We start from the raw sequence: 19,845 nt of genomic DNA, 5'->3' as shown, positions 1-19,845 counted from the left end.
GAATACGTACGGCAACGAAGATCAAGGGAACCAACGGCCGCGAAACCCAGGAGGATTGCCCGTGCGTTTGTCCAGGTCACTGCTGACCCGTTCCGCCGTCACCATCGGATCGGTCTGCACCGCTTTCCTACTCGCCGCGCCGACGACGACGGCGGCACCCGAGCCGAGCGAATTCCGGATCATCACGGGAAAGACGACCCTGGCGGTGAATCCCGAACTCGGTCTGGACAGCATCGCCCGGTTTCGGGTCGTCGGCGACACGATCGAGATCGCGGACCGCGAGATCACCTCCGGCAGGATCGACCTCACCGGCCAGGCCAAACTCACACACGGCGACAAGACCGCCACCGTCTCCGACCTGTCGCTCGCCGTCGACACCGGCAAGGTCGAAGCGAAGATCAACGGCAAGCAGATGGAACTCGGCGCGATCGCCACCGACGTCCTGCATCTACGCAAGGACCCGGGCGAGAACGTACTCCACCTCGTCATCGGCGCCCCCGGTGACAACATCCTTGAACTCGGCCGGACCGCCGTGAATACACTCAACACCGTTCTCGGCACCGAAACGATCACCGAGGGCGACGAACTCTTCACCGGCACAATCGATGTGAGCCTGCCCGCCGATCCACACCTCGCCCAGCAGTTGAACGCGGACGTCGACGCTCTCGTGGAGGCGAGCGTCGATGCCGATACGGCACTCGATACCCCGATAGACCTCGGCCTCGAACCGCAGAACTCACCCGAATAGGGATACGGGCCGACAGCGAAATCGACGCCGACCCGATGAACCTGCCGGTCGCGCCGAGCAGCCACGGCGGTATGCCGTTCACCTCACACGGTAGTGTCCGGTCGCGCGAATCGCACAGCCGAAAAGCCACTCCCGCGACCCCAGCGCAGGCCGCCGGCTCGATGATGGGCCCGAGTCGCATCCGGTCCCCGGACCCACCGAGCCGAAATCGGCCCCGGTTCCGCTACGAGATTTCAGACATCCCGGAGCAGGTGACCTGTTGGGGCACCAACCCGGAGTTGCGAACCGCAAAATCGGTCCGGACCGTACCGGCGCCGGTCGGTGGGTCGAAGTGGATGGTAATTCCGTTGCCCATCACGAGACTACAGAGGCCGTCCCGGTGTCCCTATTTCGAAGGGCACGATTGTTTCGGAATTTCCGCAGCCGCGGAGCGGCAGCGACGCGCAGAGGCGGAAGAGGGCGCCAGGTCACCGGTACCTCCCGCATGAGCAGGGCGCAGTCGAGGGTCGCGCTGCCTGGCGGGAACCGGTCCCGGTCGTCGAAAACGGTGGAGCGCACCGAGCGGACGTCGACTGGCTCGACGCGCCACGAGTCTGTTCGGAGTTCGAGCCCATCGAGGCATAGACCGCCACGTGTGGCCGAGAATCCGGCGGAGCCATTTCGAAAGAATTCCGATGCCTGCGCGAGATCGGCGAACAGTTCGCTTCCCTGGAACTGCTCGACGGTCCGGACATCCACGCTGACGGACATTGTCTCGTCTCGACTGACGAAGGCTACGTGCAGGTCCTCCGCTGTTTCCCGCACGTCGAACCGCGCCGAACTGTGCTCCCCCGGAAACAGTCGGCCACCGGCAAGGACATTGATCGCCGAGCCGCTGTCGCGGCGCGAGATGTATACGCCGGTCGAGGGTCCCTGCGGACCGTCCCACTCGACAGCGATGCGATGCGCCGCGTTCTCGCTGCGCAGCCCAACCCAGCCGGGTAGCCGACTGGGCCGGAACTGTCCCAGGCGGATCAGGCAGATACCGGCAACCGCCCACCCGCCGATCAGTTGAGGTCGCAGCGGCGGTGGCACCAAGCTCGCGGCGACCTCGGGGGCGACTCGATAGTTCACAAGAAGGCGTCGCTCGACGACGCTGGACATCTGCGGAGGTCTCATCCGGCATCCTTGTTTTTCGTTGTTCGCCGCTGAAGTTGCCGGACGACAATCTGTTCCGGGCAGATCGCACTCAGAAACCTGCCGATAGACAACGCCAGTCGTTCCTCGACAAGCGAGTAGTAGATCCGATTGGCGGCTCGTCGCTCTCGGACCAGCCCGGCTGCCTTGAGTACGCCCAGATGCCGGGAGATCGAAGGGCCGCTGATCGGGAACCTCCCGCTGATATCACCTGCGGTCAGCTCGCCGGAGCGGAGCTCCTCCAAGATCTGGCGGCGCGTCGAGTCTGCCAGCGCGCGGAATACACCGGCTTCCCCTTCGAGGTCGACATCGGTCATGTTCGCATTTTAGCACTGTAGCTAAATAGCGAACAACAAAATCGGGTCCGCCCGCCCGGACGCCGGGGCCATCCGCCTTCCGAAGCGGTGTCATTCTTCGTCTGCACGTTGTGACGCCGAACGCGGGACCTCCAACAGACGAGGTCTGTGCCGCCCACGCATCGTAGGACCTCCGGCCACGGCGACTTCGCTTTAAATTTGTCCAGACCGTAAGTCGTGTGTCGGGGAGCGTCACGGTTCTACATTGCAACGGCCACCTCGGCGGGCAGTTCGATCCGTCATGTCCGGTGGCGACGGTCGATGAAACGGGTTGGTCTGTCGTGGAACGAAATACAGCTGCCGACGCCCACGCCGCACGCGTGCTGCGCCACTTCGGCCCCGATCCGGCGAACTGGGTGCGGTCGAGCGAGGCCGATCACGATGTCGTGGTCGTGGGTGCGGGACAGGCCGGTCTCGGTATCGGATTCGCGTTGCGCCGGGCCGGAATCGGCCGGGTCTCCGTCATCGACGCCGCCGCACCCGGACAGACCGGGGTGTGGACCACCACGGCGCGGATGACGAACCTGCGCACCCCCAAGAACTGGCCCGAACCGGAGTTCGGCTACCCCGAACTCAGCTTCCAGGCCTGGTACGAACTGGTCGAAGGCGAGGCCGCGTATCAGAGACTGACGCGGATCCCCCGACTCGACTGGGCGCGCTACCTCGACTGGATCGAACGCCACCTCGGGGTTGCGGTGCGTCACCGCACCCGCCTCATCGACATCAGACCCGGTGCGCACCATCTCGAATTGACCCTCGCCGTGTCGAACTCCGACGGCGGCGAGACGACCGTGGTGGAAACCACTCGAAAACTGGTGCTCGCCAACGGTATCGAAGGCACCGGCGGCCCGTATCTGCCGCCCGAACTCGACGGACTCCCCCCGCATCTGCTCGCCCACACCGGCCACCACATCGACTTCACGCCCCTGGCGGGCAAGTCGATCGCCGTCCTCGGCGCCGCCGCCTCGGCCTTCGACGCCGCCGGAACAGCCCTGGAAGCCGGAGCAGGCGAGGTGCACCTGTTCACCCGTCGGCCGGAACTGCTCATCCAGGGTGAAGGCGGCCCGCCCTTCGCCAACGGCGGAGGCAGGGACAATTACCACCGCCGCGACGATGCCGCGCGCTGGCGGCAGAAGGCCCTCGCCGGGCGCCAAGGCCGCAGCGTTCCCCTGGAGTCGGTCGCACGCGCGGTCGCCTTCCCCGGATTCCGGGTTCACCTGGACGCCCCCTGGCTGTCGACACAGGCCGAGGGAGACAGGGTGATCGTCGAAGCGGCCGATGGCACACACTCGTTCGATTTCGTCATCGCCGGAACCGGCTACCGATACGACCCGCACACCCGCACGGAACTGCGCACGATCGCCGACGACATCGCACTGTGGGGTGACCGCCATCAGCCCGCCGACGACCTCGCCGACGATGCCCTCGCCACGACCCCCTACCTCGCCGACGGCTTCCAACTGGTGCAGCGGCAGCCCGGCCGCGCGCCATGGGTCGAACGCATCCATGTGTTCTCCGCGGCAGCGCATCTCAGCTTCGGCTACCCGATCGGCGACGCGCAGAGTCTCGCCCACAGCATCCCGCGACTCATCGACGCGCTCGGTCGCGACCTGTTCTTCGAAGACCAGCTGTTCCCCGCCGCACCCGCGCAGGTCAAGGCGCCGGCATCCTTCCGTCATCACTATGAACACGCGGTCTGGACGCCGATTCTCGCGCCGAGCGAGAGTTGACATGATCATTCGTTCCGGGGGCGAAGCGGATATCGCGGCGATCTCCGCTTTGCACACCGCCAGTTGGCGTTCCGCTTACGACGAGATCCTGCCGGCGTGGTATCTGGACGGGCCTCTCCCCGGCGATCACCTCGATCGCTGGCAGCAACGACTCGCTGACGCGTCTTCTCCCGGACTCTTCATAGCCGAAGCCGACTCCGTGCTAGTCGGGTTCGTGTACTTACAGTTGGCCGAGGACCGACGGGTCATAATCGACAATCTGCACGCCGCCCCCTTGCACCGTGGTGTCGGCGTCGGCACGCGGCTGATCGAAGCCGGATTGCTGTGGGCCGCTAACGCGTATCCCGGACGCTCGGTCTATTTGGAGGTGTTTCGCGAGAACACCGCCGCGATCGCCTTCTACGAGCGCCGTGGCGGGCGCCGAACGGCTTCCGGGATTACGCGCTTCGAGGCGGGATTCGAGGTGCCAGTCTACGAGTACACCTGGTCTTCAGTTGGACCCGCATGATCGGGCGGGTGATCGAAGGTCGACGAAACCGCTGATGGGACTGCCTCCGGTGATGCAGCGAGCCGGCCTATTCCGGATCCGGATACAGCTCGGGTCGGAACAGCGCTTTGGCGCCAGAATGTGTGTAGAGCTTGCGTTGCAGGGCGCGGAGAGCTGCCAGCGCTTCCTCGTCACTGAAGGGACTGACGTACCGAAACTCGATTCCCGCGCCGAGGAGTTCCCGAACGCCAACTCGCTGAGGAAGAGCACTCTGGCAGCTTCGAGGTCGGTCACCACGGCCCCGACGCTGGCCAGCTGTCTCAGCCTTTCGATCTCGCTCCAGAATTGGTCACGGTCCGAGAAACCCAGGGCGCGCACGGGAAACGGCGAATGGCACGCCACACCTTCCCAACTGGCCAGTGCCGCGTCAACGAATTCGTATTCGGCCGCGGTGAGTATGGATAGTTCGAATTGCATGAATCTCCCTTTTGAAATGGTGTCACTCGACGGTATCGACGAATCCCGCGCAGGTATGCGATGGCCTCTGAGACTCGAGCTGATCAGCGATACCGGCGTGACGTGTCGGATCCGCCGGGCGTCGAGATAGGAGGGAGATTGCGGTACCGCTGTCGACCGGTACTACGCGTGGGTTCCTTCTGGCTCAGAGCGGACGAAGACGAATGTGGCGTACTACGAACACCGGGCCGATGCGGCCGGGACGAAGATCGCGAAGGTCCGCCGAGCGCGGCCTGTGACACGACGCCGGACTCGGCGCGAGCGAGCTGTCACGGTCGGTCCCTGCGCGTCACCCGCATCGGCACCGCCCCCTCGGGTCCACCCGTGAACGACAGCGCCCGCCGGATCGGTTCCCGCGTCGCCGAATCCAGAGTCAGGCGCTGTGCCAGCACGGCCAGCGACAGCACCAGTTCCATGACGGCGAAATTCTGGGCGATACACACCCGCCTGCCCGCGCTGAACGCCAGTGATCCGTGCCTGCGCTCGGTGGTCATGTTCTCCGACAGGTGGCGGGTCGGATCGAATCGCTCCGGGTCGTGCCACACCGTCGCGTTGTGGTGTACCCCGTGCAGGCTGATCACCACGGTCGTGCCCGCCGTGATCCGATACCCCGCGAGCACGTCGGGCCCGGTCGCGACCCTGGTCAGGCCGATGATCGGCGGATAGAGCCGCATCGATTCGGCGAGCACCGCCCTGGTCCACACCAGCGCGTCGACGTCGGCGGCTCCCGGGGTGCGTCCGCCGAGCACCTCCTCGAGTTCGGCGTGCAATCTGTCGCGCGCCTCGGGGTGCTGGGCGAGCAGGGTCCACGTCCAGATCAGCGCGGTCGCCGAGGTTTCCATCCCCGCGCCGATGAATGTCATGAGTTCGTCGTGGATTTCGGTATCGGTGTAGGCGTGGCCGGTCTCGGGATCGCGGGCGGTCATGAGCAATCCGAGCAGATTGTCCGAGCCGCCGATACGCCCGGCGCGATGATCGGCGATGAGGGTGTCGACGGCGCGTTCGATGCGGCGCAGCTCGATCATGACGTGCGGCGCGGTGAGCCAGGTGAGCCATCGCATGGCGCGGATCGGTAGGCGCGAGCCCGCCCGCCGCTCCTCGGGTGTGGTGCGGTTGACCAGGAAGGTGGACAGCGCGCGCAGCGGCCTGCTGACATTCGCGGCGAAGCCGACACCGAAGAATTTCAGCAGATTCGTCAGCCTGATCTGGGATATCGGGCCGGACAGGTCGGTGCCGAACATGGTGCGCGCCACGATGTCCAGGGTGAGTCGATTCATCTCGGGGCCGATGTCGAGCGGTGCGCCGTCCGCCCCGACAGACAGGATGCGCGTCGCGGCCGCCTCGGCGGCCTCGGTGATGGGCCCGGCGAATCGTTCGATGGTGCCGCGCGCGAAGAGCGGCTGCACCACGCGGCGGTTGCGCTGATAGCGCTTCTCGTCCGTATCGGTGACCAGACCCTGCCCGAAGGTCACCGCCATCATGTCGTATTCGGCGCTCTTGCAATAGTTCTCCTGATTCGAGACCAGGATCTGGCGCGCCAGTTCGGGATTGCGCACCACGACGTAGCGCAGCATCGGTATGCGAGCGACGAGAACGTCGTCGGCTCCCGGCAGTTCGGTGGCCAGGTAGTGGATCAGGGTTCGATCCCGCCAGCGTGGCACGAAAGCGGCGGCGTATCGCCAGGACTGCGCCCAGGTGACCTCGGTGCGATGCCAGCGCATCGGCGCGGGTTGCCAGCGCGGCGGATACAGGGTGGTCTCGCCCGCGTTCTCGTGCGAGGCGCGCTGGGTGGCCGATGGCGTCATGGGCAGTCCTCACGGTGTCGAAATCTGTTCGCCCCGTGCGGGGCTCGATCGCAGAATATTCGAGAACACCCGGCACGGACCCTCCCGGAAGACCCGTCGAAAGTACCGGCTTGCGGTATTGCTCGCGCCCGGTTACCGGCCGGTAGCATGCGCTGCGCGACGTTCGCTATTGGTGTACGTTTCTGTTTGCAATACTGAACCGGCTGCTCGCAGGGGTGGCAGCCCGTCACGAAAGTTGCCGGTGCCCAATAAGTTCGACGATGTGGCCGTGCGCGTGGCCACGAAAGAAGATGTTCCCGATCTGGTCTCGGTACTGGATCGGGCGTTCACGGACGACGATCCGTTCGGGGAGTACATGTTTCCCGACGAGACACAACGCCGTCGCCTCCAGCCCCGGCTCACCCGGGCGATGATCCGCCACCAGTATCTCCCCTCCGGCGGCGCCCTCGTCGCCATCGCCGACGGGCGAATCGTCGGCGGGGCGCTCTGGCAGACCCCGTCCTACCGGTTCGGTCCGCTGCGGTACCTCGCCTCCATCCCGGAATTCGTGTGGGCCATGGGATCCGGCGGTCCCCGCGCCCTGGCCATGGACTCGACGATCGCCGGGCTGGCGAAGGGGCTACCGCATTTCTTCGGCGTCAGCCTCGGCGTCGACCCCGAGCACCAACGCGGCGGCGTGGGCGAGGCGGTGCTGACCTACGCGATCGCCGAGATCGAGCGGGTCGGCGCACCGCTGCTCGGGCTGTGCAAGGACGGCAATGTCGCCTACTACCGGGCCAGGGGCGCCCAGCGGATCGGCCGGATCCGGATCGGGCGACGCGGCCCCGAGGTCAACGTGATCATGTGGCTGCCGAGCAGCCTGGCCGAGATCGCCGAATAGTCATACCTGCTGAAGGAGTACGTTCCGTGACCGATATCGCGATCGTCGGCATCGGCTGCCGCTACGCGGGCGGCATCGACTCCCCCGAGTCGTTCTGGGATTTCGTCGTCGGCAAGCGTGACGCCGTCACCGAGATACCCGCCGACCGCTGGGATCACCGCCGCTACTACGACGCCGACCGCCGCGCGCCGGGCCGGATGTACACCAGGCGCGCCGCATTCCTGACGACCGATCCCTGGGCATTCGATCCCGATTTCTTCGGCATCTCCCCCCGCGAGGCCACCGCGATGGACCCGCAGCAGCGACTCGTGCTCGAGGTCGCCTGGGAGGCGCTGGAGGACGCCGGGATCGCCGGGCGCACCGCGCGGGAGCCGGTCGGGGTCTACATGGGCGCCTTCACCCTGGACCAGCTGGCCGCCGGAATGTCGGGCGAGGCGCTCACCCGGATCGACATGCATTCCTCGGCGGGCGCGTCGTACACCATGCTCTCCAACCGGATCTCCTACGCGCTCGATCTCGGTGGACCGAGTATCACCGTCGACACCGCCTGTTCCTCGTCGCTGGTGGCCCTCCATCTGGCCTGCCAGGCACTGCGCGAGGGCGACTGCCGGACGGCACTGGCCGGCGGTGTGAACCTGATGCTGCAACCGGGGACCTTCGTCTCGATGTGCAAAGGCGGTTTCCTCGCCGAGGACGGCCGGAGCAAATCCTTCGGCGCCGAGGCCGACGGCTACGGACGTGGCGAGGGCGCGGGGGTCGTCGTGCTCAAACCGCTGGCCGACGCGAAGGCCGCGGGAGATCGGGTCTACGCGGTCGTCAAGGCCACCGGCGCGAATCAGGACGGGCGCACCACCGCGATCACCGTGCCGAATGCCGAAGCCCAGGAGGCACTGGCGAAAGCGGTCTGCGCGCGTGCCGGGACGGCGCCGCACGCGGTGAACTACGTCGAGGCGCACGGTACCGGGACACCGGTCGGCGACCCACTGGAACTGCGCGCGATCGGGCGGGCCTACGGCGCTGTCGAGGGTCGCCGGACGCCGCTCGGCGTCGGTTCGCTCAAATCGACACTCGGGCACACCGAAGCCGCCGCGGGTATCGCGAGCGTCATCAAATCCGCGCTGGCGATCTCGCATCGCACCCTGCCGCCGCAGGGCTGGACGGCCGAGGAACCGAATCCCGATCTGGGCCTGGACGAACTCCGCCTCGCCATCCAGCACGAGGCGCACGAGCTCGGCCCCGACGACGACCCGATGACGGTGGCGGTCAACGGTTTCGGCTACGGCGGCACCAACGCCCACGCCATCCTCCAGGAGTATCGCCCGCCCGCGGCCGACGCCCGCCCCGAGCCGCGGCAGGTCGGTGTCCTGCCGATCTCGGCGCGCGGCGACCATGCCGTGCGAGCGGTCGCGCACGGATACGCGGAACTCCTGGCGGCGGGCGCCGACCCGGATCGGGTCGCGGCGGCGGCGTGGACGCGCGGTCATCACCACCCGTTCCGTATCGGCTTTCCCTACGCCGGGGCCGCCGATCTGATCGCCGAACTCCGCGGCTACGCCGGTGGCGAGGGCAGAGCGGCGACGCGCACCGTCGGAAATCCGGTCGACGGAACGGTTTTCGTCTTCACCGGAATGGGTCCGCAGTGGTGGGGCATGGCCCGCGAACTGCTCGTCGCCGACCTGGTCTTCGCCGAGACGGCCGCGCGGATCGACGACGCCTTCTTCGCGGTCGCCGGATGGTCCGTGCTCGACGAACTGACACGTCCCGAGCACGAGTCCCGGATGAGTACGACCGAGGTCGCCCAGCCCGCGAATTTCCTCGTCCAGGTCGCGCTGGTCGAATCACTCGCGGCGCGTGGCATCCGCCCCGCCGCCGTGGTCGGCCACAGTGTCGGCGAGGTGTCGGCCGCGTACGTGACGGGGATGCTGTCGCTCACCGACGCGGTGACCGTCGCCTGGCATCGCGCGCGCCTACAGGCCGAGACAGCGGGATCGGGCGGCATGCTCGCGGTCGGGATGCCCGCCGAGGAGGCGGGCGAACTGCTCGGGGACGGAGTCGATCTCGCCGCGATCAACAGTCCGGGCGCCGTCACGCTGTCGGGTGATGCCGACCGGCTCGACAAGATCGAGGCCCACCTCTGCGAACGCGGGATCTTCGCGAAGCGGCTGCGCGTCGAGGTGCCCTATCACAGCGCGCTGATGGAGCCGATCCTCGAACCGCTGCGCGACGCCTTGACGACACTGACCCCGCGACCTCCGACACTGCCGCTCTACTCGACGGTGACCGGCGCCCGCGTCGGCGAGCAACTCTGGGACGCGCGGTACTGGTGTGCCAACGTGCGCGAACCGGTCCGGTTCGCCGACGCCGTGCGTGCTCTGCTGGCCGCGGACCACCGGGTCTTCCTCGAGGTCGGTCCCCATCCGGTGCTCGCCGCCAATATCCGTGAACTGCTGCTGCATTCGGGTGAGAAGGGCGCGAACGTGTCCACCCTGCACCGGGATCGCGCCGATACCGACAGCATCCGCCGGACGATCGCGGGACTGTACGCCGCGGGCGTCCTCGACATCACCGCGCTGGTCGGCGACGAGCCGACACCGCACGTGCCGCTGCCCCGCTATCCGTGGCAGCGTCGCCGCCTGCGCGCCGAACATCCGGCCGACACCCGACAGCAGTACGGCACACCGGATCTGCCGACGATGCTCGGTGATCCCGACATCGATGAGGACCGCGTGTGGACCGTGCGGATCGCGGCCGAGGCCCTGCCGTGGATCGATGACCACCTCGTCGACGGCGTCCGCATCCTGCCCGGCGCGGCGTATCTGGACGCGGCGCTGAGCGCGGCCGCCGTCGAATTCGGCACGGCGGCCGAACACACTGTCGCCGCCGTGGAACAGATCGGGTTCATCGCCCCGCTGGTGATCGAACCCGGCGATATTCCGGTGATGCAGGTGCGCGTGGAGGAATCGACCCGCCGGTTCAGTATCCGCTCCCGAGCCGCGACCGGTACGGCGTGGACGATCCACGCGACCGGCCGCCTGGTGGACGGGGCGTTCGCGCCGGTCGCGGTCGCCGTCCCCGATATCGCGACGATGACGCCGGTGCCACCCGAGGCGCTGTACGCCGACCTGACCGCCACCGGTGTCGCGCACGGTCCGGCGTTCCGGCTGGTGCGGCAGGCGTGGGTGGACGGCGACACCGTGGTGGCGACCATCGACGCGGGCGATGTCATCGATTCCGGGCATCTGGCGCACCCGTGTGTCCTCGACGCCGCCTGGCAGATCGTCTCGCTCGGCGACGCGGGCGGTCCCGAGGTCGAGGGCGCGGTCATTCCGGTGGGCGCCGCGGCCGTGCGCATGTTCGCGCCGATACCGGAACGAGTCGTGGTGGTCGCCCGACTCACCGAACCGCTGCGCGCCGAGGTCTGCGTCCTGGATTCCGATCACCGACTCGTGCTGCACATCGTCGGCGCGAGATTCCAGGCGGTCCCGTTCGGTGGCGGACGGCTGCGTCGGCTGGAAAGCCTGTACTACGAGGAGACCTGGACGCTGCGCGACCCGGTCGAGCTCGCCGGTCTGCCGTCGCCCGCCCGCGCGTACACCGTGGTCGTCCCGCTCGCGGGCGCCGCGCCGCGCCGCGTCGCACAGATCGCGCGCTCGACGGCCCGCGCCCGGGTGCTCGACACCGCGGCGCCGCAGGCCGAGTTCGAGGACACACTGGCGCGAACACTGGTCGCGGCGCAGGCCACCGAGGGTGTCGAGCGTGTGCACGTCTGTGTCGTCGCGGGCGCGGAATCCGATCCGGTGACGGATCTGTGGCTGCTGAGCAGACTCGCGCTGACCGTCGAACGCGTCGTGGACGCGTCGCATCCCGAACCGCTGCCGTTGACCGGGGACGGTTCGCTGCACGTCACCCTGGTCACCGAGGGCGCCTTCGCGCACACCGACGATTCGCGACCGCCGAATCCCGACCATGCCGCGCTCGCGGGGGCACGGCGAGTACTGCTGAACGAGCAACCGCCGCTGCGCTGGCGACTCGTCGACATCGAACCGGAGACCTCCGAGCCGGAACTGCTCGCCGAACTCGCCGTGCCGGGGGCGTTCTGCGCCGACGACACCGACGAGGTCCTGCTGCGCAAGGGTCTGCGGTGGTCCACCGTCGTGACGCGCGCGCTACCGGAGCGGCTGGCCGAACGCGATCGACCAGAACCGCTCACCGATCCGGAGGCGAATTTCGCCCTCGACATCCCGCGCTCGCGCGTGCTGTCGCAGTTGGGCTGGCGCCGGGCGACGCGACGCGCCCCCGGCCCCGGTGAGGTCGAGGTGCGCATGGCCGCCATCGGTCTCGGGTTCAAGGATCCCCTCAAGGTGCTCGGGGTGCTGGGCGCCGACGAACTCGCCGGAACCCATTTCGGTGTCCACCCCGGGATGGAGGGCGCGGGGACGGTGGTCCGGGTCGGACCCGATGTCACCGACGTGCGGGTCGGTGACCGGGTCGGGCTCGCCTCCCCGGGCATGATCGAGCGTTTCCATATCGCGAGCCGGGCACTGATCGGTCCGGCCGCCGAATCCATCAGGCCCGAATTGTGCACCTCGACGGTGTCGCTGGTGACCGCCGAATACGCGCTGCTCGACCTCGCCCGGGTGCGGGCGGGCGAGACCGTGCTGGTGCACGGCGCGGCGGGCGGGGTCGGCGCGTGCGCGATCCAGGTGGCCAAGCGCAACGGCGCCAGGGTGATCGGGACCGCGAGCACCGACGAGCGGCGCGACCATGTGCGCGCACAGGGCGCCGACGAGGTGTTGCACTCCCGATCGCTGAATTTCGTCGACGATGTGCTCGGACTCACCGACGGCCACGGGGCCGACATCGTGATCAGCACCGCGCCCGGCGAGATCGTGCACCAGAATTTCAAGGCGGTCGCGGAATTCGGGCGCATCGTGGAGATCGGGAAGGCCGACATCTATTCCGGCGGCGTCCTCGACCTGCGGAATTTCGACAAGAACGTCGCCTATTTCTCCTTCGATCTCGACCGCATGCTGCGGTTGCGCCGCGCCGAGGTCATCGCACGGGTGCAGGCGGTCAACGAGCGCCTCGCCGACGGTACCTACCGGCCGCTGCCCTATCACCGATTCGGCGTCGACGAACTCCCCGCGGCCTTCGAGGAGGCGCTGCGCTCGACCCGGCTCGGTCGCATCGCGCTCGATCTCACCGGCGCGACCCCGCCGGTTCGCCCGCCCTCCGCCGATGTACCCGTCGAACCCGCCGGACGCTATCTGATCACCGGCGGCTACGGCGCGTTCGGCCTGGCCACCGCGCGATGGCTGGTGCGGCGCGGCGCGCGCCACCTGGTGCTGGTCGGGCGTAGCGGCCCGACCACCGAAATCGCCCGCGCGCAGCTGGACACCTGGCGCGCGGAGGGCGTGGAGGTGCTGGCCGAGCGGGCCGATGTCACCGACGCCGCGGCGATGCGCGCGGTGGTGGCACGCGTCCATACCGGACCGCACCCGCTGCGCGGTGTCTTCCATGTCGCGGGGGTGCTGGACGACCAGCGCATCACCACCATGGACCGCGCGAGCCTGACCGCGGTCTTCCGCCCGAAACTCGTGGGCGCGCAGGCCCTGCACGCCGCCTTGGCGGCCGAGGGCGTGCGGCCGGACCTGGTCGTGCTGTACTCCTCCGGCAGCGCCATCATGGGCGGAATCGGCCAATACTCCTACACCGCGGCCAATCTCGCGTTGCAGTCGTTCGCCGACCGGTGGGCCCGCGGCGGCGACCGGGTGCTGTGCGTCGGCTGGGGCGCGATGTCGGGCGGCGGGATGGTCGACGCCGACGAGAACGTCCAGCGCTATCTGCGGATCGCCGGTTTCGACTCGATAGATATGGACGAGGGCACCGAATACCTCGGTGAGGCACTGCGACTGGGTGTCCGGCAGGCCGCGATCATCCCGGTGGAATGGGGCAAGGTGGTGCTGGCCGCACCCCAGCTCGCCCACACCGCCCGGGTCGCGGAGCTGATCGCCGCGGCGTCCGAGGGCGATTCGGCGGCGGGCCGCCTGCGCGGGGAGATCGGCGCGCTCGAGGAAGGACAGCGCGCCACCGTGGTGGGCTACCTGCTGGCCGAACAACTCGCCGAGGTGATGGGTGTCGCGTCCGATTCCATCGACCTGACGGTGCCGCTGCCCGAACTCGGACTGGATTCGCTCATGGCCGTGGAATTCGGCGCCCTGGTGACCAAGACGCTCGGCGTGGAGATGAACAGTATGCAGCTGGGACGATCGTTCAGTCTCGCGCAGGCGGGCGCGCGAATCGCCGAGATCATCGTCGGCTCGGCCGACCGGGGGACGGCCGCGTGAGCGACGAACGCGATATCGCCCGGCGAATCCTCGGTGGCGCGCGCGAACGCGCCGTCGCTCCGGTGCGCGCGCCCTCGACCTCGACGCCGACGAATCCCGCACCGCGACGGGGTCCGGGCAGGCAGTTCGCCGACCATCCCGCCGTGGTGGACGCGCTGGAGAAACAGGCGGCGATCCAGCGCCTGGTCGACACCACCGGACTTCCGCATCCGCTGTTCCTCTCGCCGCAGGGGCACAACGGGGCCGTCATCCATTCCGGCGGACGCGAATTGGTGAACTACAGCTCCTACAACTACCTGGAGCTGGCCGGGCACCCGCGCGTCGTGCGGGCCGCCGACGAGGCCGCGACGCGGTACGGCACCTCCGCCTCGGCCACCCGCATCGTCACCGGCGAGATACCGCTGTACGGGGTGCTCGAGCGCCGTCTCGCCGAGGCGTGCGGGGCGGGCGCGGCGCTGGTGTCCTCCAGCGGATTCCTCGGCAATGCCGCGGTGATCGGCTTCCTGCTCGGCGAAGGCGATGCGGCGGTGTGTGATTCGCTGGCCCACGCCAGCCTGGTCGCCGGAACGCAGTGGGCCGGATGCCGCAGGCTGGCCTTCCGGCACAACGATCCCGAATCGCTCGCGGCGCTGCTGCGTTCCTCGCGCCACCGGTACGACCGCGCGCTGGTGATCATCGAGGGGCACTACAGCATGGACGGCGACCTCGGGCGGATCGCCGAGATCGCCACCGTCGCACGCACCTACGACTGCGCGGTACTCGTCGACGAGGCACATGCCATCGGCGTCACCGGACCGACCGGGCTCGGCAGCCGAGAGCATTTCGATCTGCCCGCCGACCTCGTCGACATCTGGGCGGGCAGCCTGTCCAAAGCGCTCGGGAGTACCGGCGGATTCGTCGCGGGGGACGCCGAGCTGATCGCCGCGTTGAAATACGCGGCCCCCGGGCTGGCGCTCTACACCGCGGGACCTTCCCCCGCCAACATCGCCGCGGTCGACACCGCGCTGGACGTCGTGCGCGACGAACCCGACCGGCTGGCCCGCCTGTGGTCGAATGCCGCGCTGTTCACCGCCGCCCTGCGCGAACACGGCATGGATCTCGCCGATTCGCAGGCCACCCCGATCGTGCCGGTCATCGTGCCGGGCGAGATCCGCGCCGGATACGCGGCCGCGGCCATGCTCCAGCGCGGTTACAACGCGGGCGCGATCCTGTCGCCCGTGGTGCCCGCGGGCACCGAGCGGTTGCGCTTTTTCCTGACCAGCGAGCACACCGAGCGACAGCTGCTCGACACCGTCGGGGAACTCGCTGAAGTCCTCGCGATCGTCGCGCAGATACCCGATCTGACCCTCGCGGCCGCGACGTCACTCGGTCCCCTCCCCGACCGTCGGCGCTGACGAGCGTTCGGCGGCACCCTGTTTCACCTCCGGCGCGCGTGAGGACGGTGTCGCCCGTTGACGTCGCCCGCGGCAGGAATGACCACTTCCTTGCCGGTCCAGCGCGTGCCGCCCGATACGACGATCCCTCGGTCACGCCGCTGCACGTGTCGGCGAACGTGCCCTCGCCGTTGACGTCCCGGCCGGTGCGGGTGTGGTCTGATTCGGTACGTCCTCTCGAGGCCGAACCGCACGGGTCGAGCGTTGTCGAACCGATGTTGCCCGACTCGTCGACCGAGAATTCGACCTCGCCCGGGACCCCGACTCCCACAACTGCTGATCGGCTACCTCGACGTTTCTCAGATCCCGGGTCGATCCGGGCAAGCTCGAGCACGCCGCCGAGCTCACCCAGAACTTGGGGCATGAGCAGCCGCGAACGGGCAGACACAATGCAGGACATGGAAAACGGTGATGACAAGGACGCGACCGCACCCTCCCTCGCCGTTCAGCACTGGACGGTGGGTTTGACGTGTGTGGCGATCGTCGCGACCGGCTACCTGATCGCCGGGCTGCTGTACGAGCGGGAGCCGGAGTTGACGACCGCGCCGATCACCCCCACCACTACGGAGCCGCCGCCGGAACCGGCCGAATATTCGTATGTCACTCCGCCGGTGACATTTCCGGTGCAGATCCCGGGTTGTGATGTCGTGGAGCCGCCGCAGCCAGGGCAAGGGTTTTCGATGGTTACCTTCGAAGAACCCGGATACGACAACCCGTCCTATCCGTGGTTCTCCGGGCCCAAGGCCGTCTCGATGACGCAGGCGCTGCGTGCGGCGCTGCCCGCTGGTGTCGAGATCGCCTTCGCGCCGGTGGATCGGTCACTGGTATTCCAGCCGATCGACGACCCCACGGAGGACAAGAGGTTCGGCGGTTGGACCGACGCACGCGCCACGCTGCTGCGCGGCGACCGATCGGGCTCGCTGTCGGTGACCGTGCGCGAGTCCACCGGACCGATCCCGCCGTGCGTCGCCGGCGATCTCGACGAGCGACGCCGCCTTCCCGACGGCACGATCGTCGATACCCACGACACCTGGTCCGAGACGAACGGTGTTCGCGCCCTTTCGCGCTCGGCCACCGCTTACCTGCCCGACGGCTCCGTCGCCCACGCCTACGCCACCGACGACGCCGCGGACGGAAGCGGCTATACCGGAACCTTCCCGCTGACCATCGATGATCTCGTCGCGCTCGTCACCGTCCCCGGAATCCGCGTCACCGCACCGGTTCCGCCCGGAACGCCGAACCCACCGCAGCCCTGCGATATCTGGGCGGAGTCCTCCCCCGCGATCGATCAGGCCCAGGCTCGTCGATGGGACGCGGTCCTCGCGCAGATCCCACTCGACGGCTCGACCCTCGACCCGCCGCTGGGGGCGCTGCTACCAGCAAGCAGCGGTGGGGTATGCCAGGTAGTTCGGGTAACCACACCTGGCCGTCAGTCGCGGTTGAGCGTGGCGATCACGACCGGGCAGCCTCTCCCGCAAGAGCTTTCGTCGGATGACGGCGCGACGTCCCGTCGACTGCCGGACGGGACGGTGGTCGAGACGCGCGAATCGCGAATCACAGCGACGGAGCCGTCACCCTCCACGCAAACGACCCGCGCGGTGACCGTCACCCACCCGTCCGGGACCCGGATCCAGGTCACCTCCGGCGATGGTCCCGCCGAGCCGTTGCCGTTCGAGCTACTCGAGGCGATCGCCTCGAATCCGGGACTGGAGGTGTCGCGATGAGAACGATTCCCGGGCTGCGCAACCTCGTGCTCGCCGCCGCGGCGGCCGTAGTCACCACTGCCGGTGCGGTGGTGGTCCATTCACAACCCGAGGACACCACGCGCAAGATCACCGGTACCGTGGACTCCGCTCCCGGCCTCGCGTGGTCGACAAGCGCCGCCGGGTTCGGACGAGCAGGCGCGGAGTTTCGCGATCCGCGAGCGGGCACCGAATTCGATACCGTCGGAACAGGATTCGTCGACGGTGGCAACACAATTGTGACGGTGCTCGGTGTGCCGGACGACGGGTACCTGCGAGATCCGGTGCTGGTCGGCATCGATGCCGGCACCGGCGCGAAGCGCTGGCAGACCCCCGCCGCGGACCTGACCGGTTGCGGATCCACCCCTGTCGATGGCCAGGTCGTATGTTTCGGCTATGACCGAGTAATCGTCGGCTACGACCTCACCACCGGAGATGCCACCCGCACACCGACGACGTGGTTTCCCTTCGCCATCGCGACACTCGATGATCGCGTGTACGTCGCCGAGGGCGACATCGAGTCCGACGACGTGCGCGTCCACGCCGGCACCCTCGCCGACCCGGATGCGTACTGGTCTCGGGCATTCGACATGGGTGCGTTGTGGGAAGACCCGCTCTTCGACGCCTTGGACGTATCCCACGGCCAGGGCGTCTTCACCCTCGGCGCGGATATCGCCGGGTTCGACCTCGCCAGCGGGAAGCCGACCTGGACCACCACTCGGGACCGATGCACCGATGCCGACGCAACCAGCGGCGCATTGCTCGTGCGCGCCCGAACAGGATGCGGCGGCGACGAAGTCACCGGCAGCGACCTCCTCGACCGCACCGGCCGCACCATTGCCACATCCAATAGCGGAGTCGCCCAGACACTTTCGATCGACCTCCCCACCGACGACACCGTCCCCGTCCTGCTCGGCGACAGCGGCTATGACCGCCGCACCGGCAGCCTCCTCTGGACCTACTCCGGCCTGATTTCCGCACCTCGGGAAACCGACGCCACGACCGGCACCGCAGCGGCGATCTTCGGCGACGTCGCCCTCCTGCAAGACACCGACGCGCACAACACAACCGGCCTCGACCTACGCACCGGACACCGGCTATGGCGGACCGACACCACCCGCTTCGGCACGATCCTGGGCTGGGACGGCCACACCATAGTCCTCTCCGATTACACCGGACTCTGGGCAATCGACCCCAGAACCGGCGCCCTCTCCTGGGACATTCCATTCCTCGCCGTGAACACCGACACCGAGGCTCTCACCGGATTCGGCCAACTCGCCGCACACGGTGAGGGCCACTACACTTACGCCAGCGCCCAAACAATAATCGGACTCCGGCCCCTCAGACACTGATACGCGCGAGCAGCCGATCGCCCCCGGCGCCGAAACGGTCATCGAAATCGCGGGCGAGTTCGATGACCTGCAGAGCGGCAAAGCTGCGCTCGTCGAGTTCGGGATCAGCGTCGTCCGCAGAGTGCAGCCAGATCCACACGTCATTCCCCGCGGCATCGCGAAGTTCGCCGCCCGCCTGCATCTGCTGAATCGCGCGCACGATCCGGTTCTCGTATTGCCGCCGGAGGGCGGCGTAGGCGTCCGCCTCCAGCTCTTGCCCGGTCCCATCGATGATCGTATGAGTGCCGGAGAGCGCCCAGATCGCGCGCGTTACGCGACCTGGCGCGGTGTCGTCCGGATCTTTGGCGAACAGCGGCCACTCCGATGGACTCCAGACCAACTCCGCCTTACCCGCATTCGCCCCCTCGAGCCCGGCTACCCAAGTCGCACCGGCTCCGGCAACAAAGAACCCGGTGAGGTCTTCGACCATGCCGCAGGCCACCATCGCGAGCGAGTCGTCCGCGTCACGAAGTTCCGCGATACAGACGCGGAGCGTAAGGAGGACCGCCGCGTCGAGGCGGGCAAAGTCGAACACGAACTCACCGTAACACCAGGTGACGGCGCCGTGCCCGACGCCGGCCGCGCCGTCGACTCCGCCGCGGACGGCTGTCGCTACCCTGGGCTTTTCACGTGTGGAAGCACCGAATCAGTCGAAACCTGAAAGAGACTACTACGACGGTCATCAGTTCCGAGCGTCCAGCCCACACCGACCTGGTACGTGGCCAGCCCGCGGGCGCTCTTCTCGCTCATCAGATCATCGAGGGTGCCGATGGGCCGGCGGGCGGGCGATCGCGTTGACGGTGACGACCCGAGCAACGGCCGAGCGAATCGGGCACCGTGTTCTGAACGGCGACAGGGGTAGTCGCGAGCGGCTGGCATGTCGGCACGTCGATGAGCATGTCGCCGCGATCGGTGCCGGGCGCATCGCGCAAGCGATCTCGGTCCGACCGGAATGCGGAGGGGACCGATATCCCGGACGGGCACACGGTTACCGCGGTGTGGATGACACAGCCGGTCCCATTGCCCGAACACCGGCCGTGACGAGCCGCGACCTTCGCGCTGCGGATGGACGGCGGTCGCGGTGCGCCCGCTGTCCGGTTTCAGGAATGGGTGAAGTCGGAGGTGGTACCGGTGACGGATTGTGCGGTGAGATGCAGGTGCTGGGGTCGGCACTGCTCGGCGGTGACGGTGACGGTGATCGGTCCTGGATGTCTCCCTGCGCGCAGGACGGCCA

At 68.1% G+C, this 19,845-nt stretch carries 12 protein-coding genes; 8 read left to right on the top strand and 4 right to left on the bottom strand.

What is annotated here, in order from left to right; all coding sequences use genetic code 11:
• The first annotated feature begins 61 nt into the window (after positions 1–61).
• Positions 62–748, top strand: a complete 687-nt coding sequence (locus DAT37_RS07730) for a hypothetical protein (RefSeq protein WP_109524031.1) — start codon at positions 62–64, stop codon at positions 746–748.
• A 354-nt stretch (positions 749–1,102) separates the two neighbouring features.
• Here the strand turns inward: DAT37_RS07730 and DAT37_RS07725 are convergent, their stop codons facing one another.
• Together DAT37_RS07725 and DAT37_RS07720 are read right to left on the bottom strand one after the other, a co-directional pair.
• On the bottom strand, positions 1,103–1,891 hold the full coding sequence (locus DAT37_RS07725) for a DUF2071 domain-containing protein (protein WP_232839632.1): 789 nt from the start codon (positions 1,889–1,891) through the stop codon (positions 1,103–1,105).
• 11 nt (positions 1,892–1,902) lie between these two features.
• Positions 1,903–2,241: a metalloregulator ArsR/SmtB family transcription factor gene (locus DAT37_RS07720; protein ID WP_109524029.1), complete on the bottom strand. Its 339-nt coding sequence runs from the start codon at positions 2,239–2,241 to the stop codon at positions 1,903–1,905.
• Positions 2,242–2,561: 320 nt separating this feature from the next.
• On the opposite strand from DAT37_RS07720, the gene DAT37_RS07715 reads away from it, so the two are divergent.
• Positions 2,562–4,010, top strand: a complete 1,449-nt coding sequence (locus DAT37_RS07715; RefSeq protein WP_157978353.1) for a SidA/IucD/PvdA family monooxygenase — start codon at positions 2,562–2,564, stop codon at positions 4,008–4,010.
• A 1-nt stretch (position 4,011) separates the two neighbouring features.
• Positions 4,012–4,518: a GNAT family N-acetyltransferase gene (locus tag DAT37_RS43940; protein WP_157978352.1), complete on the top strand. Its 507-nt coding sequence runs from the start codon at positions 4,012–4,014 to the stop codon at positions 4,516–4,518.
• A gap of 764 nt (positions 4,519–5,282) precedes the next feature.
• Here the strand turns inward: DAT37_RS43940 and DAT37_RS07700 are convergent.
• On the bottom strand, positions 5,283–6,818 hold the full coding sequence (locus tag DAT37_RS07700; RefSeq protein ID WP_109524026.1) for a cytochrome P450: 1,536 nt from the start codon (positions 6,816–6,818) through the stop codon (positions 5,283–5,285).
• Between the two features lie 241 nt (positions 6,819–7,059).
• Between DAT37_RS07700 and DAT37_RS07695 the strand changes: the two genes are divergently transcribed.
• The 5 genes from DAT37_RS07695 (at position 7,060) to DAT37_RS07675 (ending at position 18,572) form a co-directional block, all read left to right on the top strand.
• Positions 7,060–7,698, top strand: a complete 639-nt coding sequence (locus tag DAT37_RS07695; protein ID WP_157978351.1) for a GNAT family N-acetyltransferase — start codon at positions 7,060–7,062, stop codon at positions 7,696–7,698.
• 26 nt (positions 7,699–7,724) lie between these two features.
• Positions 7,725–14,045 (top strand): type I polyketide synthase, encoded by a 6,321-nt coding sequence (locus DAT37_RS07690; protein WP_109524024.1) that lies wholly within the window; start codon positions 7,725–7,727, stop codon positions 14,043–14,045.
• Entirely contained in the window at positions 14,042–15,439 is a 1,398-nt protein-coding gene (locus tag DAT37_RS07685; RefSeq protein ID WP_109524023.1) for an aminotransferase class I/II-fold pyridoxal phosphate-dependent enzyme, read from the top strand. The genes DAT37_RS07690 and DAT37_RS07685 overlap by 4 nt, the downstream gene beginning before the upstream one ends.
• Positions 15,440–15,876: 437 nt before the next feature.
• On the top strand, positions 15,877–17,202 hold the full coding sequence (locus tag DAT37_RS07680) for a hypothetical protein (protein WP_109524451.1): 1,326 nt from the start codon (positions 15,877–15,879) through the stop codon (positions 17,200–17,202).
• Positions 17,203–17,504: 302 nt separating this feature from the next.
• A complete protein-coding gene (locus DAT37_RS07675) occupies positions 17,505–18,572 on the top strand; it encodes an outer membrane protein assembly factor BamB family protein (protein WP_232839579.1) in 1,068 nt (355 codons plus the stop codon).
• On the opposite strand, the gene DAT37_RS07670 is transcribed toward DAT37_RS07675, so the two are convergent.
• Positions 18,562–19,146: a hypothetical protein gene (locus DAT37_RS07670; protein WP_109524021.1), complete on the bottom strand. Its 585-nt coding sequence runs from the start codon at positions 19,144–19,146 to the stop codon at positions 18,562–18,564. The genes DAT37_RS07675 and DAT37_RS07670 overlap by 11 nt on opposite strands.
• Positions 19,147–19,845: the final 699 nt, after the last annotated feature.

It is taken from the genome of Nocardia aurea, assembly GCF_003123685.1.
Classification (GTDB): Bacteria; Actinomycetota; Actinomycetes; order Mycobacteriales; family Mycobacteriaceae; genus Nocardia; species Nocardia aurea.
The sequence above is the reverse complement of the archived record's forward strand: the minus strand, read 5'-3'. Positions and strand labels throughout refer to the sequence as shown.

Excerpts from the sequence above, each read along its gene's own strand:
- DAT37_RS07725 (WP_232839632.1), bottom strand. The coding sequence starts at position 1,891 with ATGTCCAGCGTCGTCGAGCGACGCCTTCTTGTGAACTATCGAGTCGCC.
- DAT37_RS43940 (WP_157978352.1), top strand. The coding sequence starts at position 4,012 with ATGATCATTCGTTCCGGGGGCGAAGCGGATATCGCGGCGATCTCCGCT.
- DAT37_RS07680 (WP_109524451.1), top strand. The coding sequence starts at position 15,877 with ATGGAAAACGGTGATGACAAGGACGCGACCGCACCCTCCCTCGCCGTT.
- DAT37_RS07700 (WP_109524026.1), bottom strand. The coding sequence starts at position 6,818 with ATGACGCCATCGGCCACCCAGCGCGCCTCGCACGAGAACGCGGGCGAG.
- DAT37_RS07720 (WP_109524029.1), bottom strand. The coding sequence starts at position 2,241 with ATGACCGATGTCGACCTCGAAGGGGAAGCCGGTGTATTCCGCGCGCTG.